We start from the raw sequence: 15,792 nt of genomic DNA on the forward strand, positions 1-15,792 counted from the left end.
TAGGCGGCGGCCTCTCCAATTTGACGACCAGCGATTACGGAGACGGTCGATGTTGAAACAGTATGAACATTGGCAAAGGACGGGACGCAACGATCCACTGCCTCGCTTCGCTCTCTTCGCGGCGGCCGGCACGGCCATCGCGCTTCTTGCTTTCGCGGCCAAACCGCTTCTTACCAGTTCCTCCGCAGAGCGTCGCCGCGAGTTCGACGACGACGCGCCACGTCGTCTGTCACGTGAAGGGGAGGGCTCGCCGGCCTTCGTTGGAAAGAGCGTTCTCATCAATCGGCCCCGCGCCGAACTCTACGACTTCTGGCGCGACTTCAAATACCTGCCCCGGTTCATGGAGAACATCCGTGCCGTCGAGGTGAATGGCGACGTCTCGACATGGACGTTCGCCGCACCCGCCGGACAGACCGTGACCGCGGAGGTCGAGGTCATCGAGGACAGGCGCAACGAGCGAATCGCCTGGAAGTCGACGCCGCAATCCCAGATTGCAACCAAAGGCGCGATCGATTTTCGCGATGCCTCAGCCGGACGCGGGACCTATGTCGACGCTCTCGTCGAATACACCCCGCCCGCATGCGCGGTCGGCCGGGCCGTCGCCGACCTCTTTAGACGGGAGCCTCACGTGCAGGCACGCCACGACATGAAGCGGTTCAAGATGCTGATGGAAGCCGGCGAGGTCTCGACCTCGCGGCGAACCCGACACGATTCATAAGGAGGCGATCATGCGCGCGCTCACCTATCACGGCACGAAAGACGTTCGTGTCGATACCGTTGCCGATCCAGAAATCATCAATCCGCGCGATGCGGTAATCAAGGTCACCTCGACGGCGATCTGTGGTTCAGACCTTCACCTATACGACGGCGTCATCCCCGGAACGCTCTCCGGCGACATTCTCGGCCACGAGTTCATGGGCGAAGTGGTCGAGGTCGGCCAGAAAAGCACCTTGAAGAAGGGCCAACGGGTCGTGGTGCCGTTCACCATCTCTTGCGGCAAATGCTATTTCTGCGAGAAGCAACAGTTCTCTGCCTGCGACAACGCCAACCCCGCAGAAAAGCAGGACATGACTGAGCAACTCTACGGCCATGCCGTGGGCGGTCTGTTCGGCTACTCACATTTGACGGGGGGCTTTTCCGGCGGTCAGGCGGAATACGTCCGCGTTCCCTATTCCGATGTCGGCCCGATCGTGGTGCCGGACCATCTGGAAGACGACAAGGTTCTCTTCCTCTCCGACATCCTGCCGACCGGCTGGATGGCTGCCGACAATGCCGATATCGAGAACGGAGACACGGTCGCGATCTGGGGTTGTGGCCCTGTCGGGCTTTTCTGCATCCAGAGCGCCCTTCGGATGGGAGCCGAGCGCGTGATTGCGATCGATCACTATCCGCGCCGTCTGGAACTCGCGCGTCAGGCCGGCGCTGAGGTGATCGACTTCAAGCAGACCAACGTCACCGAAGCGCTGATGGAGATGACCGGCGGCATCGGTCCCGATGCCGTCATCGATGCTGTAGGGATGGAATCTCACGGGTTTTCGCTCGGCGATCAGGCGCAGGCTTTCAATCTCGCGGATACGATCAAGCAGACTGTCGGGATCGGTGCCGACCGGGGGGGAGCCCTGCGTGAGGCGATCTTCGCCTGCCGAAAGGGTGGACGCCTGTCCATGCCGGGCGTCTATGGCGGGTTCCTCGACAAGTTCCCGCTCGGGGCACTGATGGAGAAGGGTATCCAGGTGAAGACCGGTCAGACCCATGTCCAGCGCTACCTTAAGGAGCTTCTGCAACTGATCAAGGAGCAGAAGATCGACACCACCTTCATGATCAGCCACAGGCTTCCGCTGGAAGAGGCGCCGAGAGGTTACAAGAACTTCAAGGATAATCAGAACGACTGGACCAAGGTTGTCCTGAAGCCGGGCGTGTGAAGAGGTTGATCCCATGACCGAAAGATCGCTTGCGGTCGTAACCGGTGCCTCAACAGGCATTGGTTACGAACTCGCCAAATTGTGCGCCGAAGACGGTTTCGACCTGATCTTGTGTGCGGATGAAGACGATATCCGGGAGGCGGCGGAGAAGGTCGGCCGCCTCGGAACGAAGGTCGAGCCCGTAGTGACCGACCTTTCGACGAGACAGGGCATCGAGACGCTCCTCTCCGTCATCGGCGAGCGAGACGTCGACGTTCTCTTGGCAAATGCCGGACGCACGCTCGGCGGGGCCTTTCTCGACCAGGATCTGGAACGGGCGGTGGGCATCGTCGATCTTAACGTCTCGGGAACCCTACGTCTCATCCATACGGTCGCAAACCGCATGCGAGCGCGTGGCCGAGGCAGGATTCTCGTCACTGGCTCGACGGCAGGTTACATTCCCGGCCCATTCATGGCGGTCTACAACGGCACTAAGGCGTTTTTGGAAAGCGTGTGCGAAGCGCTCGCGGACGAATGGAGGGACACCGGCGTTACCGTCACCTACCTGTCTCCCGGCCCGACGGAAACGGAGGTCTTTGAGCGCGGCGGAATGGAATACACGCCGGTTGGATCCAGCGACATGAAAGAAGATCCAGCGAAGGTGGCGCGGATCGGTTACGATGCCATGATGGCAGGTCACGTGAATGTGGCGAGCAGCTTCATGAACCGGGTGCAAACGACCTTCGCCGGCATTCTTCCCGATACACTTCTTGCGAAAATGCATAGGCATCTCGCCAAGCCTAAATGAGTGAGGCTTCCAAGGTACGCTCAAACTTCTTGCAAAGTCCGATTTCGACTAGCTGTTCGGCGCCGTCCCATGGCCACGGCGTCCACGAACGTAGCTTTGCTTCAAGGTTCTCGTGAACGCCTTTGATATGCCGTTCCACTGCGTACCGCGAATCATCGTGACGAGCTGTACAAGTCCAAGCGCGGCTGCGGTATCTGCGGTAATCGCCGCGATGTACGCGCTTCCGTTTCGGACAGATATCAGAGTGCATGAGCCGTCCACGTTACGCCGAACCGCTCTTCGACCACGTCGACCATCGCACTTTCGAGTATGCCAACTGTCCGATCAAATCGGGGTGCGGCCAGAAGTATTCTCAGCCATATCGTTCATCGACCCGGAATTAGTAACTCGGAAAGTCAGGACGAGCGCTTTGAGACCGTTCGGAGAACGTTCGCAACCACTGAATGCCATCATACGATCGGGCAGGGCGGATTGCTGGGAAATGATTTCCAGGGCGCGAACGCCGTTCGAGACAAAAGGGCTCCTCATGCCTTCGTCCATAACGCTGGGCTTCGTGTATCGCCTCGTGTATCGTGCGGTGTATCGCAGATTAGTGTGGTCGTTTCGGGCGATAGCCGGATTTGCGGGATTTAGGCTTAATTAACGGAGAGTCCCCCCCTCTCCGCCACAATTCTCCAATTAAAGCAGGCTGTTCGTCGCAGATGAGACCGGCGGTCAACGCGCAACGGTATATGCTGATGTTCAGTGCCGAGCGACAGAGCCACACCCTCGGCACGTCGGAGCGCGGATGATCAATTCTGATGACATCGATCCGGACGAGCCGGCCAGACCTGAAATCCCGCTGCCGCGTCTATACGAGCGCGATATCGACGTCCTACTTCGTGAAGAGCTCCTGTTCGGCCGACCGGTGCAGTCGCCCTTCCTCGACGCTCTGAATTTCCCTCAATCGGCGCAGTTCCTCTCCGGCCACTTGTCTGTCGTCGAAGTCACCGGAGAGACAGGCATCCTAGTGAACCGCCGCGGCTTTCCCGGAGACCGGTTGGCTTAAGTCCTGCGCGGCGATCGGCACGGCCACAAGTTGAGCGTAGTAAGCGGCTTCCGCCTCGGGGGGGCGGGATATGCCGATCGGCTCGAGCAGCTGGCGGTTGTTGAACCAATCGACCCATTCGAGGGTGGCGGACTCGACGGCTTCGACGCTGCGCCAGGGCCCGCGCCGATGGATGACCTCGGCCTTGAACAGCCCGTTGATCGTCTAGGCCAAGGCATTGTCGTAGCTGTCGCAGACACTGCAGACGGACGGCTCGATGCCGGCCTTAGCCAAGCGCTCGGCGTAGCGGATGCTCTTGTACTGCGAGCCGCAGTCGCCATGGTGCTCGAGCCTGCCGCCGGCGAAGGGGCGACGGTCATGAAGCGCCTGATCCAGAGCATCGAGGACGAAGTCGGCAAGAGCGGTTCGTAAGACGCGCCAGCCAACGATGCGGCGGGCGAACGCGTCGATGACGAAGGCGACCTAGACGCTTGGGAGACGGTCCGGGCTTGCCCGGATGAATTCGTCCACTGGACGAATTCAAAAGCGTACAAGGCCGGCAGGGGCGCGCCGCGTGGCGCCATAGATGAAGTCGCTCACCCACAAACCGTTGAGCGCCGGCGCCTGGAACTGCCGGTTCGCCCGGTCGAGCGGACAGGGCGCGGCCCTGTCGCTGATCGTCGTCTTCACCGTCTTTCCGCGAAGAACGCCCTTCAGTCCCATGGCCCTCATCAGCCGGGCGACCGTGCAGCGGGCGACGTTGAAGCCCTCGTGCCGCATCTGACGCCAGACTTTCCGCACGCCATAGACACCGAAGTTCGCCTCGAACACGCGGCGGATCTCGCCGCAGAGGTCCACATCACGGTGTTCCCGGTTGTGGCGCTGGATCTGCGAAGCCTGCAAGCTGCAGGCGAAACGATGGAAGACGACGATGCGCTTGTCTGGATGAACTGAGGTCTCTGACTTCAGAAACGTTCGACTTCAAATCGAAGAAGGCGATTGAAGTCCTTCGCGCGCACGGTAGCAGCGTCGGAAAATCATTTCCGCTCTGCGCCTGTTCCGATCGTCCGATTCGACTCCACAAATCACCGAAGGCTGCCGTTTGGCTTAGGTCGAACTGTTTCAATGAAGACGGATCAGGTGGTCGGGGAACTGTCCGGTTGCAAGTCTGACCACGCAATGCGCGCACATGCAGCGAGTGTCCGGATCGCGGCGCGAACATTCGGCTGGCAGGAACGGCTCGGCAGCGGCTCGGTAGATGTTACGCACAGGATGGGCAATGGCGCGCCCTCCGGAGTTGCCGAGTTTGCCTGCGACTTCGCGATCGAGCGAAACTTCAGTGAAGAGGAACGGTAGCAACTCATCGACGAAGCCCAGAGGGGCTGAACGGTCGGCACCGCGCTCGACAGCGGACCGGCGATCATCGGTTCGTGATCGTCAAACTCGAGGTTTCGGCAAGGCGACCCGAGCCGGAACCGTTCCGTCCGAGAAGCGCGACCGCGAGGGCTGGAGGTCGACGACCGCACGCGCAGGCGTTCCTTGCCGGGCAGAGCCGGGCTGGACAGGCACCTTCATCATGCGACGGGCCTGCACCGCCAACCGGGCACAGGCGCGGTTGGCGGTGACGTTCTGTCATGGCCGAAATGGAAGTCTCAACGCTCGGGCAACTTCATCCACGGCTTCACCATGACATCGGCATGGGAGAATTGCGGCATCTTCGCCGACAATTCTTCCATGTTGCTTATGTCCTCGCCGTTCAGCATCTCCTGGGTGATGAGGGTCGGCGGCACGACGACCTGCCCGTCGACGTCTTCGCCCGCCATCAACGAGGCGAGGGCACGAACGGAGACCTCGCCGACGACGGTGGGGTTCGTTGCGGCGGTCGCCACCCAAGCCGAGCCAGGCTCACGCATTGCCTGGATGTCGGCGGTGGAGACATCGGCCGAATAGATCCTAATGTCCGAAGACAGCCCCGCCTCGTCGACGGCGATCTTCGCACCTTTTGCGAACTCGTCGAAAGGGGCGAAGATCACGTTGATCGTCGGGTTCGCCCGCAGCACGGCGGCCGCCTGGTTCGCCACCGAATTGGCGATCGGATTGTCGAGCGTGCCGAAGCGGGCGAACTCGTTGATTCCGGGATTGGCCTCCTTCATCTCCTGCCAGACCGCATCGCGCCGGTCGAGCGGCGCGATGCCAGCGACATAGACGTAGCCGGCATCGAAACTATCGCCGTTGTCCTCGATCGCCTGTTCGATCGCGAGCCGGGCGAGGTCGCGGTCGGACTGCTCGATCTGCGGAACCGCCTCGTTCTCGACGTCCACGTCGAAGGCGACGACGTCGATGCCGGCATCGAGCGCGCGCTGCACGGCCGGCTTCATCGATTCCGTCAGACCATGCTGCACGATGATTCCGTCGACGCCGAGGCCGATCGCCTGATCCATCATGTCGGACTGAAGCGCGGCATCCTGACGGCTGTCGAAGACGCGCAGTTCGATATCGAGGGCCTCGGCCTGGCGCTCGACACCGGCGAGATAGGCCTGGAAGAAGTCGCCCGTCGACAGATAGCGGACGAGCGCGACGACCGGCCGTTCCTCGCCGTCGAACGGTGCCGGCGCGGACGCATTGTCCTGCGCAAGGCTCGGAGTGACGGCGAGCGCCGCGGTGCCGGCCGCGAGAAAGAGGCGTCTGGTCAGTTTCAGCATGGTTCCTCCGAGATTTCTGGTCGTTTTCAGCGCGTCCGGGCCGAGAGGCCGAAGGTGAACATGAGGGCAACGACGAGGACGGCGCCCTTGATGAAATCCTGCGTGTAGTAGGGCGCGTTCATCATGGTCAGGCCATTGAGAAGAAGGCCGACGAAGAGTGCACCGATGGCCGTGCCGACCGCGTTCGGCCGACCTGAGCCGAGGACGGCGAAGCCGATCAGGGCGGCCGCGACCGCGTCGAGCAGCAGCGAATTGCCGGACGAGACATCCCCGCGGCCAACCCGGGCGGCAAGAAGGATGCCGCCGATCGCGGCGCAGACGCCGGAAATCATGTAGGCGGCGATGCGGTACTTCTCGACCGCCGCGCCCGCAAGACGCGCGGCCTGCGCGTTCGAGCCGATCGCGTACATCACCCGTCCGTAGCGAGTCAGGCCGAGGAAGACGCTGATGAGGATGGCAAGCGCGATCATGACGACGACGGAGATCGGGACGATGTCGAACAGGCGATAGCGGCCGAGTGCGAGAAAGGCGTTCGTGAACGAGCCGTCCGCCGTTGAGCCGTCCGGCAGCGTCATGCCGCGGGCGATCGAACGTCCGGCAGTGGGAACGAGCTGGAGTCCGAGCAGGAGGAACATCATGCCGAGCGTGGCGAGAAGGTCCGGAACGCGCAGCTTGACGATCAGGAGGCCATTGGCGAGGCCGACCAGGAGGCCCAGCGCAATGCAGGCGGCGACCGCCTCGACCGTGCCGCCGCCGAATACCACCATGACATAGGACGATGCCATGAGGGAGGTCGCCGCGACCGCGCCGATCGACAGGTCGAACCCGCCGACAACCAGCGTGCAGGTGACGCCGAGCGCGAGGATCGCGACGATCGAAACCGACTGCAGCACGATCACGAGGTTGCGGACCGAAAGGAATGCAGGCTCCATCAGCGTGAAGAACATGATCATCGCGGCCAGAAGGCCGAGAAGCCCGTAGCGGACGATGGCGGCCGTCACGCCACCCCCATCGTGGTGTGCGTCGCGCTGTTCGGTGCGAGCGGCGTCGAGTTCAGGCTGCGTGGCGTCGGTCATGGCTCTGCGAAAGACTGGAGACGATCATCTGGCGGTCGAAGGGCGGATCGGAGAGATCGGCGACGACGGCACCGTTGTTGAGGACCACGATCCGGTCGGCGATCTCGATCGCCTCGTCCGGATCGGCGAAGAGAAGCAGCGTCGCGCGTCCATCGGCGGTACGACGAAGCTTCCGGCCGATATCCTGGCGGGCCGCGATGTCGACGCCCTGGAAAGGCTCGTCGAGAATGAGCAGACGCGCCTTGCCGGTCAGCCACCGCGCCAGCACCACCTTCTGCTGGTTGCCGCCGGAGAGCGCACCTATGGGGGCGGTCTCGCCGGGCGTGACGATGGCGAGATCCTCGATCGAACGGCGCGCATGCCGGCGCTCGGCCCCACGGCGCAGGAAGGTCGCCGCGGTGAACGCGCCGAGGAAGGGTAGGGTGATGTTCCGTGTGACATCGAAGTCGCCGACGATGGAGCCGCCGCCGCGGTCCTCCGCGGCCATGAAGATGCCGGAACGAACCGCCCTGATCGGCGAGGCCGGGACGTAGTCCTTTCCATCGAGGCGCATGGTGCCGGCGGTTGGCTGCCGGACGCCGTAGATGCATTCGGCAAGTTCCGACTTTCCCGCGCCGACGAGGCCGACGATGGCAGTGACCTGGCCTTCATGGATGTCGAGATCGATCGGCGGCACCCGCGGGCCGGTCTGCAGGCCGCGAAGGGAAAGCACCGATGCACCGGCAGGCTTCGGCTCTATCTCAGCGGCGCCGAGACTGCGTCCGAGCATGCCGTGAACGGCCGCGGAATAGTCGATCGGAGCGGCGAAGTCGCCGGTGATCTGGCCGTCGCGAAGCGTCAGGACGCGGCTCGCGAGCCGTCTGATGTCGCTCATGCGATGAGAGATGTAGAGGGTCGCGACGCCGCGGTCCCGCAAGGCCTCGAGAACGCCGAAGAGACGTTCGGCCTCGGCGTCGGAGAGCGCCGAGGTGGGTTCGTCCAGGATCAGCAGCTTCGGATCGTGCGATAGCGCCCGTGCGATCGCCACCAACTGCCGGTCGGCGAGCGAGATATCGGCGACGCGCCGGTTGAGCGGAATGTCGAGGCCGACCCGGCGCGCCATCTCGCGCGCCTTCTCTGCCATCGCCGAACGGCGGAAGAACATGGAACGGCCCTGACAGATCTCGTCGATCAGGAGGTTTTCCAGAAGATCCATGTCGAGGACGACGTTGTCGTTGATCGCCTGATGCACGATCACGATGCCGGCGCGCAGCGCGTCGCTCGGGCTCGTCGGCCGGTATTGGCGCCCGTCGCAGAGCATCTGACCCGCGCTGGCGTCGTGGACACCCGCGATGATCTTCACGAGGGTCGACTTGCCCGCCCCGTTCGCCCCCATCAGCGCGACGATCGTGCCGGCCTCGATGGTGAGATCGATGCCGCGAAGGACGGCGTTGCGGCCGAAATTCTTGCGCAGGTCGCGGAGCACGAAGCGTCCGGCGGCAGCAGGCGTCGAGCTGGAAGGCCGGGCACGCGTTGCGGCACCGGCGCCGGAACCTGCCCTCATGTCTCCTCCCAAGAGCAATCAGCGACCGAGGCCGTCTTGCGGCATTTCTTGACATATGTCAAATGCGTTTGGAAAATGCCAACCTGTATCTGGGAGGAGTGGATGGCGGAGACGACGACGGTGCAGAAGACGGAAGGACGGCCCGACTATTCGTCCTATCGGCCGATGGAGGAGTGCGACGTCGCCCAGCGGCTCGCGACCTACCCCGAGGTCGTGGAAGTTCTTGGCGGCCGGCCAACAGAATGGGCCGTACGAGAGGTCGGCGATGGCAATCTGAACTTCGTCTATATCGTGAAGGGCCCGAACGGCTCTCTCTGCGCCAAGCAGGCTCTGCCCTTCGTGCGTCTCGTCGGCGAGTCGTGGCCGCTGCCGCTCGATCGGTCGCATTTCGAGCATGGCGCGCTCGTCCGCCAGGCGCAGCGGTCGGGCCACGTCCCGAAGATCGTCACCTACGATCCGGGTCAGGCCCTGATCGTCATGGAAAACCTCGGACGTCATAAGATCTGGCGCAACGCGCTGATCGCAGGCGAACGCCACGAGAGCGCCGCCGACGTTCTCGCGAACTTCATGGCCGAAACGCTCTTCCGCTCATCCGACCTGTCGCTGGACGCGGCAAGTCGCAAGGTGGAAATGGTGCATTTCGCGGCCAATACGGCGCTGTGCAAGATCACCGAGGATCTGGTCTTCACCGATCCCTACCGCGCGCATGAGCTGAACCGCTGGACGAGCCCGGAACTCGACGACACGGTTGCGGCCATTCGAGCCGACGCGGAGTGGAAGCATGCGGTCCAGGAGATGAAGGCGCTGTTCCTGACGCGGACCGAAGCGCTTCTTCACGGCGACCTGCACACGGGTTCGGTCATGGTCTCGCGGACCGAGACCGGAAGCGAAGATGTCCGGATCATCGATCCCGAATTCGCCTATTACGGCCCGATGGGTTTCGACGTCGGCGCGCTGATGGCGAACCTTCTCCTCGCCTTCTACGCCCAGGACGGGCTCGCGGACGATCGGTCCGGAATGAAGGATTGGCTGCTCGCCCAGGTCGAGCGCGTCTGGAGTGGCTTCGCCGAGCGGTTCACCGAACTGTGGCGGACCGAACGGACCGGCGACAGCTATCATCGCTCGCTGTTCGAGGATGTCGGCGACGAAGAGGCTTCGGCCGCTGCCTGCAATACCTATCTCGCCCGGCTTCAGGTCGAGGCGATCGGTTTCGCCGGCGCGAAGATGGCGCGCCGCATTCTCGGCCTCGCGCATGTCGCCGATCTCGAGACGATCGAGCCGGCCGAGCGGCGCGCGAAGCAGGAAAAGAGAGCGCTCGCGCTGGCACGCATGCTGCTCGTCGAGCGGCATGCCATCGGCAACTTCGCGGAGGCGTGCGAGCGGGCCAGGCAGGTGGATGGAGAAGAGCGATGAAGGTCGACGGCAAGGACTGGCGGACCATCTGGGTCGAGCGGCTTCCGGCGGAAGGCGAAGGGGGCGCGGTCGGCATCATCGATCAGACCAAGCTGCCGCACCGCCTCGAGACGATCACCCTGTCGACGCTGGATGACGCGGCGGTCGCGATTTCCGATATGCTCGTCCGCGGCGCACCGCTAATCGGCGCGACGGCCGCCTACGGCGTGGCGCTGGCGCTGCGGGACGATGCGTCGGACGCGCGCCTCTCCTCGGCTTACGATACGCTCTATGCGACGCGCCCAACGGCGGTGAACCTCCGCTGGGCGCTCGACGAGATGCTCGGTCTTCTGAAGCCGCTGCGTCATGCGGAACGCGAAGCCGCCGCGTGGAAGCGGGCTGGCGAGATCGCGAACGACGACGTCGCCATCAACCGGCAGATCGGCGAGACCGGTCTCGAATTGATCCGCAGCATCGCAGCGACGAAGAAGCCGGGGGAAAAGGTCAACATCCTGACCCACTGCAATGCCGGCTGGCTCGCGACCGTCGACTGGGGGACCGCGACCGCGCCGATCTACCGCGCTCATGAGGAGGGGATCGACATCCACGTCTGGGTCGACGAAACGCGCCCGCGAAACCAAGGCGCCTATCTCACCGCCTGGGAACTCGGAAAGGCCGGTGTCGATCACCATCTGATCGTCGACAATACGGGCGGTCACCTGATGCAGCACGGCATGGTCGACCTCGTGATCGTCGGCACGGACCGGACGACCGCCTCGGGAGACGTCTGCAACAAGATCGGGACCTACCTGAAGGCTCTCGCAGCCCACGACAACGACGTGCCGTTCTACGTCGCCCTGCCGTCGTCCACCATCGACTTCACCATCGACAGCGGCTTCGATATTCCGATCGAGGAGCGAAGCGGGCGCGAGGTCAGCATTGTCGGTGGCATCACCGCCGAAGGAACGATTGTCGAAGTGCAGATCTCGCCGACCGATACGCCGACCGCCAACTACGCCTTCGACGTCACTCCGGCGCGCCTGGTCACCGGCCTCATCACCGAGCGCGGCCTCGTCTCGGCGGACCGCGCCGCGATCGCAGAGCGCTTCCAGGACAGGATCGGCAATGCCGCTTGAAGGACTTCCGATGAACTCGCAGGACGGCGAAGCTGATCAGCGCGCATCGCTGATCGAGACCTGCCTTCGGATGAACGCCGAGGGCCTCAACCAGGGCACGTCAGGCAATGTCTCGGTGCGTCACGGAAACGGAATGCTGATTACGCCGTCCGGCGTTCCCTATACGTCGATGCGGCCGGACATGATCGTTCCGATGTCGCTCGACGGCGACTGGTCGGGCGACATGAAGCCGTCCTCCGAATGGCGGATGCATCTCGACATCTATAGGACGCGCGCCGAAGCGGAAGCGGTGGTCCACGTTCATTCGACCTACGCGACCGCGCTTTCGTGCCTGCGACGGTCGATCCCTGCGTTCCACTACATGGTCGGCGTTGCCGGCGGTGCGGACATTCGCTGCGCCGACTATGCGACGTTCGGGACGGCGGAACTGTCGGAGGCGATGATCGAGGCGCTCGATGGGCGCAGGGCCTGCCTTCTCGCCAATCATGGGCAGATCGCCTTCGGCACCTCCGTGGAAAGGGCCTACGGTCTTGCCGTGGAAGTCGAGACGCTGGCGCGGCAATACGCGGCGGCCTGCTCGCTCGGCGAACCGGTCCTGATCGACGGCGCGGAAATGCAGCGTATCCTGGAGCTCTTCAAGACCTATGGCATCCAGAAACCCCGCTCCTGACGATACGGCCGCGGGGCTCCATGGCGCGCTCCCGATCGACGCGGCCTACAACCTGCCGCTCCGTGCCGCCTTCGCCTATTACGTCGATAATCTGTCGCAGGCGGAGATCGCGGAAAAACTGCAGGTTTCGCGGGCGAGCGTGCACAATTATCTGCGCCAGGCCCAGCAGGAAGGGATCGTCCGGATCTCGCTCGATCCGGGTATCGCCGCGCGTCAGGAACTGGCCGACCGGATCGCCGACAGATTTGATCTGCAGGCGGTCTACATCGTTCCGTCGCTCGCCGGCGAGGTTCGGCCCAGCGTCTTCCGCGCGGCGGCGATGTGGCTCGGCGATCTTCTGGAAGGCGTCGACTCGCTCGGGGTCGCCTGGGGTGAGACTGTTCACGAGGTCGCGAGCCTTCTGCCGCAGCGCAGCCGCCGCGATCTTCACATCGTGCAGCTGATCGGCTCCATGACGCTTCCGTTTCGCTTCACGGCGGAGAGCTGCACCGCGCTCATCGCCGACCGCTTCGGCGCCGACTGCTTCAACTTCCACGCGCCGGCTGTCCTCAGTGATCCGGCGCTCGTCTCGGCCCTTTGCGCCGAACCGATCCTTGCCGATCATCTCGTTCGCATGGCGAAGTGCGATGCGGCCCTGTTCGCCATTGGGCTCAGCACGGTGGACAGCCATATCGTTCAATGCGGTGTCGCCACCGAGCAGGAGCTTGCGATCTACCAGGAGGACGGCGCGGCCGCAGTGATCGCCGGTCGCTTCATCGACGCCAATGGCGTGCCGATCTCCGGGCCTCTCAATGGCCGCGTCATCGGTATCGATCTCGACCGGCTCAGAGCAATTTCCAAGCGGATCGTCGTTTCCGCCGGCCCGGAGCGCGTCGAAGCGCTCCGGGCTGCGCTCGTCGGCGGTTTCGCGACCCATCTCGTCACCGATGAACGGACTGCTGCCTGCCTGGTAGGAGAAGGAACGGCAGCCTGACATTCCGGCTGTCGGCAACCGTCAAAACGCGCAGTCCAGCCTTCGAAATGCTCTTCCGGCCGCCATCTGCGATCGACCACCATAGAAGACCAAAGAGTGCAGGTCAGGGACTGAAACGGCAGCTGTGCGTCGTTCAACCCCTGAGACCGACAGCCCACGCTCGGCCCGGTGTTGCCATCAACCGCGATCCAGCGAACAAGCCAGATGGGAGTTCGGGCGGTTTCCCAGCTTTTCGCTGATGAATCGCGCGGCATCGATGAGTTGTGAGAGGTCGATCCCCGTTTCGACGTTCATTCCGTCGAGCATGTAAACGAGATCCTCCGTCGCGACGTTGCCCGTGGCGCCCTTCGCATAGGGGCAGCCGCCGATCCCGCCGACGGCGGCGTCGATGACCGAGACGCCGAGGCCGAGGCAGGCGTAGATGTTTGCGAGGGCCTGGCCGTAGGTGTCGTGGAAATGCAGCGCCAGTCGTTCTATGGGAACGTCTTCGGCGACCGTTTCCACCATCTTCACCGCGTTGAACGGCGTGCCGGTGCCGATCGTATCGCCGAGCGAGATTTCGTAGCACCCTGCCTCGAAGAGGCGGCGCGACACCGAGGCGACATCGATGGGATCGACGGCGCCCTGATAAGGGCAGCCGAGGACGCAGGAGACATAGCCGCGTACCCGAATGCCGTGCTCGCGGGCCATGGCCAGCACCGGGGCGAAGCGGTCGAGACTTTCCGAGATGGAGCAGTTGATGTTGCGCTGGGAGAACGCTTCGGATGCCGAGGCGAACACGGCGACCTCCTCGCACCTCGCGGCGATCGCGGCTTCCAGCCCCCTCAGATTGGGGACGAGGACCGGATAGGCGACGCCGCTGACGCGCCGGATCCGGGAGAGCACCTCGGCCGTATCGGCCATCCGCGGAACCCATTTCGGCGAGACGAAACTGCCCGCCTCGATCGTCCGGCAACCGGCCGTCGACAGTCGCTCGATGAGCTCGACCTTGACGTCGGGCGAAACCGCCTTCGTCTCGTTCTGAAGCCCGTCGCGCGGAGCGACCTCGACGATGCGGACCGATGCGGGAAAGGGCATGATGTTCCTCATTTCGGCTTTTGGAAATGTCTCGGCTGCCCGGCGACGTATTTTTCCAGGAACGCCAGGAGGCGAGGATCTGCGCCATAGGCGACGTTGACCCGGATCGCCGGAGGCGAGGGCTCCGCCCGGTTGGGCGAGAAGACGCTGCCGGGCGCCAGGAAGATGCTCTCTTCGGCTGCCGCGCGGCACACCGCGATCTCGTCGAGGGCAGGATCGAGTTCGGCCCAGACGTAAAAGCCCGGAACCCTGCTTGTCCTGACGCCAAGTCCGATGGCCTCCAGTTCGGTGACCGTCGCGGCATTGGCGGTTTCGACCCTCGAGCGCAGCCGGCGCAGGTGCCGCAGATACTGGCCACTCTGGATCAGATTGAACACAAACCGCTCGACGTGATCGGAGGTGGCGACGCATGTTAGGATCTTCATGTCCGTCAGAGGGCCGATCAGGGAGGGATGGCCGGCGATGAATCCGCATCTGAGGCTGGCGGAAAGCGTCTTCGAGAACGTTCCGAGGTAAAGCACGCGATTGAGTTGATCGAGCGCGGCGAGGCGCGAGAAGGCTGGCGGGACGATGTCGGCGAAGGCGTCGTTCTCGACGATCAGGAAGCCCCATTGCTCGGCCGCCTGAAGGAGGCCGAACGCCACCGGCGGTTCGAGTGAGCCTCCGGTCGGATTGTGCGCCTGGGACTGGGTGAAGAACAGTTTCGGGCGGTGGGTCGCGAGCTTTCGCTTCAGGTCATCGAGATCGGGACCGTCCGGCGTGCGCCGAATCCCGACGGCCTCGACCTTGGCGAGTGCCAGCTTGGCAAACAACGGATAGTAACCCGGATCGTCGACGAAGACGGTATCGCCGGGCTCCAGCAGATGGCGGATGATGAGATCCATGCCGTGATTGGCGCCATGGGTGAGGAGGATGCCATCGGGATCCGCCCGGATAGACCGGTCCATCAGCATCAGGCGCAGGCGGTCGCGCAGCGGCTCGAAGCCCTTGGTGCTGCCATAACCGAAATCCTCCGCCTGCGCCTTAGCGGTCTTGAACCCGGCGAACTGGCGGCGCAGTTCGGAGCCTTCCATCCAGGAGGACGGCGGGCGGCCGTCGCCCGGTCGCACCTCGTAGTGGCGATCGAGCTGCTCGCGCAGCAGGGAAACGATATCCACCGCGGCGACGATATTCTTCGAACCGGCGCTGGTGGCCGGAACGTTGCGTCGCGAGACATAATAGCCCGAACCGGCCCGCGCCTGCAGGAGTCCCTGACCGACGAGGCGGTCGTAGGCCTCGGCCATGGTGTTCTTGGAGACGCCGTGCTCGACGGCGGCACGACGGACGGAGGGCATCCGCTCTCCGATCTTGTAAAGTCCCGCAGCCAGCCGCGCCGACAGCTCATCCACGATCGCGGCGGCCCGCGTCTTTTCGCCGGCCATGATTGTCCCTGTCTGATAATAGGGACAGTCACCGAAAAGATGGCCGAAATTGTCCCTTGATTGTCA

General features: G+C 63.6%; 13 protein-coding genes and 1 pseudogene. 8 read left to right on the plus strand and 6 right to left on the minus strand.

Annotation, left to right across the window (positions count from 1 at the left end; translation table 11 throughout):
• The first annotated feature begins 49 nt into the window (after positions 1-49).
• The 4 genes from DYI37_RS00150 to DYI37_RS00170 all read left to right on the plus strand — a co-directional run bounded on the left by DYI37_RS00150 (position 50) and on the right by DYI37_RS00170 (position 3,757).
• On the plus strand, positions 50-718 hold the full coding sequence (locus DYI37_RS00150; RefSeq protein ID WP_116681193.1) for an SRPBCC family protein: 669 nt from the start codon (positions 50-52) through the stop codon (positions 716-718).
• Positions 719-728: 10 nt separating this feature from the next.
• Positions 729-1,922, plus strand: coding sequence for a zinc-dependent alcohol dehydrogenase (locus DYI37_RS00155; RefSeq protein ID WP_116681194.1), 1,194 nt, complete (start codon positions 729-731; stop codon positions 1,920-1,922).
• Positions 1,923-1,935: 13 nt separating this feature from the next.
• The gene (locus tag DYI37_RS00160; RefSeq protein ID WP_116681195.1) at positions 1,936-2,709 is read left to right on the plus strand and encodes an SDR family NAD(P)-dependent oxidoreductase; all 774 of its coding nucleotides are present in this window, start codon (positions 1,936-1,938) and stop codon (positions 2,707-2,709) included.
• A 787-nt stretch (positions 2,710-3,496) separates the two neighbouring features.
• The gene (locus tag DYI37_RS00170) at positions 3,497-3,757 is read left to right on the plus strand and encodes a hypothetical protein (RefSeq protein ID WP_116681197.1); all 261 of its coding nucleotides are present in this window, start codon (positions 3,497-3,499) and stop codon (positions 3,755-3,757) included.
• Here DYI37_RS00170 and DYI37_RS00175 read toward each other — a convergent pair.
• The 4 genes and pseudogenes from DYI37_RS00175 to DYI37_RS00195 all read right to left on the minus strand — a co-directional run.
• Positions 3,716-4,609, minus strand: a pseudogene (locus tag DYI37_RS00175) (IS3 family transposase); the annotation flags it as partial. The gene DYI37_RS00170 and the pseudogene DYI37_RS00175 sit on opposite strands and share 42 nt — an antisense overlap.
• A 779-nt stretch (positions 4,610-5,388) precedes the next feature.
• Positions 5,389-6,435: a substrate-binding domain-containing protein gene (locus tag DYI37_RS00185; protein ID WP_425365017.1), complete on the minus strand. Its 1,047-nt coding sequence runs from the start codon at positions 6,433-6,435 to the stop codon at positions 5,389-5,391.
• Between the two features lie 29 nt (positions 6,436-6,464).
• The gene (locus DYI37_RS00190) at positions 6,465-7,514 is read right to left on the minus strand and encodes an ABC transporter permease (protein ID WP_116681200.1); all 1,050 of its coding nucleotides are present in this window, start codon (positions 7,512-7,514) and stop codon (positions 6,465-6,467) included.
• Positions 7,492-9,057: a sugar ABC transporter ATP-binding protein gene (locus tag DYI37_RS00195; protein WP_116681201.1), complete on the minus strand. Its 1,566-nt coding sequence runs from the start codon at positions 9,055-9,057 to the stop codon at positions 7,492-7,494. The genes DYI37_RS00190 and DYI37_RS00195 overlap by 23 nt, the downstream gene beginning before the upstream one ends.
• A gap of 102 nt (positions 9,058-9,159) precedes the next feature.
• On the opposite strand from DYI37_RS00195, the gene mtnK reads away from it, so the two are divergent.
• The 4 genes from mtnK to DYI37_RS00215 are packed head-to-tail and all read left to right on the plus strand — an operon-like array spanning position 9,160 to position 13,228.
• Entirely contained in the window at positions 9,160-10,470 is a 1,311-nt protein-coding gene (gene mtnK / locus DYI37_RS00200) for an S-methyl-5-thioribose kinase (protein WP_158555042.1), read from the plus strand.
• Positions 10,467-11,585 carry an S-methyl-5-thioribose-1-phosphate isomerase gene (mtnA, locus tag DYI37_RS00205; RefSeq protein ID WP_116681203.1) on the plus strand — a complete coding sequence of 373 codons (1,119 nt, stop codon included), beginning with the start codon at positions 10,467-10,469 and terminating at the stop codon, positions 11,583-11,585. Before mtnK ends, mtnA begins: the two co-directional genes overlap by 4 nt.
• Positions 11,586-11,595: 10 nt before the next feature.
• Positions 11,596-12,255, plus strand: coding sequence for a class II aldolase/adducin family protein (locus tag DYI37_RS00210; protein ID WP_116681759.1), 660 nt, complete (start codon positions 11,596-11,598; stop codon positions 12,253-12,255).
• Positions 12,230-13,228, plus strand: a complete 999-nt coding sequence (locus DYI37_RS00215; RefSeq protein WP_116681204.1) for a sugar-binding transcriptional regulator — start codon at positions 12,230-12,232, stop codon at positions 13,226-13,228. The genes DYI37_RS00210 and DYI37_RS00215 overlap by 26 nt, the downstream gene beginning before the upstream one ends.
• A 177-nt stretch (positions 13,229-13,405) precedes the next feature.
• Here the strand turns inward: DYI37_RS00215 and DYI37_RS00220 are convergent, their stop codons facing one another.
• Entirely contained in the window at positions 13,406-14,305 is a 900-nt protein-coding gene (locus DYI37_RS00220; RefSeq protein ID WP_116681760.1) for a hydroxymethylglutaryl-CoA lyase, read from the minus strand.
• An 8-nt stretch (positions 14,306-14,313) separates the two neighbouring features.
• A complete protein-coding gene (locus DYI37_RS00225) occupies positions 14,314-15,726 on the minus strand; it encodes an aminotransferase-like domain-containing protein (RefSeq protein WP_116681205.1) in 1,413 nt (470 codons plus the stop codon).
• Between the last annotated feature and the right edge of the window lie 66 nt (positions 15,727-15,792).

Origin of the sequence: Fulvimarina endophytica (assembly GCF_003403015.1) — a bacterium.
GTDB classification, from domain to species: Bacteria; Pseudomonadota; Alphaproteobacteria; order Rhizobiales; family Rhizobiaceae; genus Fulvimarina; species Fulvimarina endophytica.

Excerpts from the sequence above, each read along its gene's own strand:
- DYI37_RS00150 (WP_116681193.1), top strand. The coding sequence starts at position 50 with ATGTTGAAACAGTATGAACATTGGCAAAGGACGGGACGCAACGATCCA.
- DYI37_RS00155 (WP_116681194.1), top strand. The coding sequence starts at position 729 with ATGCGCGCGCTCACCTATCACGGCACGAAAGACGTTCGTGTCGATACC.
- DYI37_RS00160 (WP_116681195.1), top strand. The coding sequence starts at position 1,936 with ATGACCGAAAGATCGCTTGCGGTCGTAACCGGTGCCTCAACAGGCATT.
- DYI37_RS00170 (WP_116681197.1), top strand. The coding sequence starts at position 3,497 with ATGATCAATTCTGATGACATCGATCCGGACGAGCCGGCCAGACCTGAA.
- DYI37_RS00190 (WP_116681200.1), bottom strand. The coding sequence starts at position 7,514 with ATGACCGACGCCACGCAGCCTGAACTCGACGCCGCTCGCACCGAACAG.
- DYI37_RS00195 (WP_116681201.1), bottom strand. The coding sequence starts at position 9,057 with ATGAGGGCAGGTTCCGGCGCCGGTGCCGCAACGCGTGCCCGGCCTTCC.
- mtnK (WP_158555042.1), top strand. The coding sequence starts at position 9,160 with ATGGCGGAGACGACGACGGTGCAGAAGACGGAAGGACGGCCCGACTAT.
- mtnA (WP_116681203.1), top strand. The coding sequence starts at position 10,467 with ATGAAGGTCGACGGCAAGGACTGGCGGACCATCTGGGTCGAGCGGCTT.
- DYI37_RS00210 (WP_116681759.1), top strand. The coding sequence starts at position 11,596 with ATGAACTCGCAGGACGGCGAAGCTGATCAGCGCGCATCGCTGATCGAG.
- DYI37_RS00215 (WP_116681204.1), top strand. The coding sequence starts at position 12,230 with ATGGCATCCAGAAACCCCGCTCCTGACGATACGGCCGCGGGGCTCCAT.
- DYI37_RS00220 (WP_116681760.1), bottom strand. The coding sequence starts at position 14,305 with ATGCCCTTTCCCGCATCGGTCCGCATCGTCGAGGTCGCTCCGCGCGAC.
- DYI37_RS00225 (WP_116681205.1), bottom strand. The coding sequence starts at position 15,726 with ATGGCCGGCGAAAAGACGCGGGCCGCCGCGATCGTGGATGAGCTGTCG.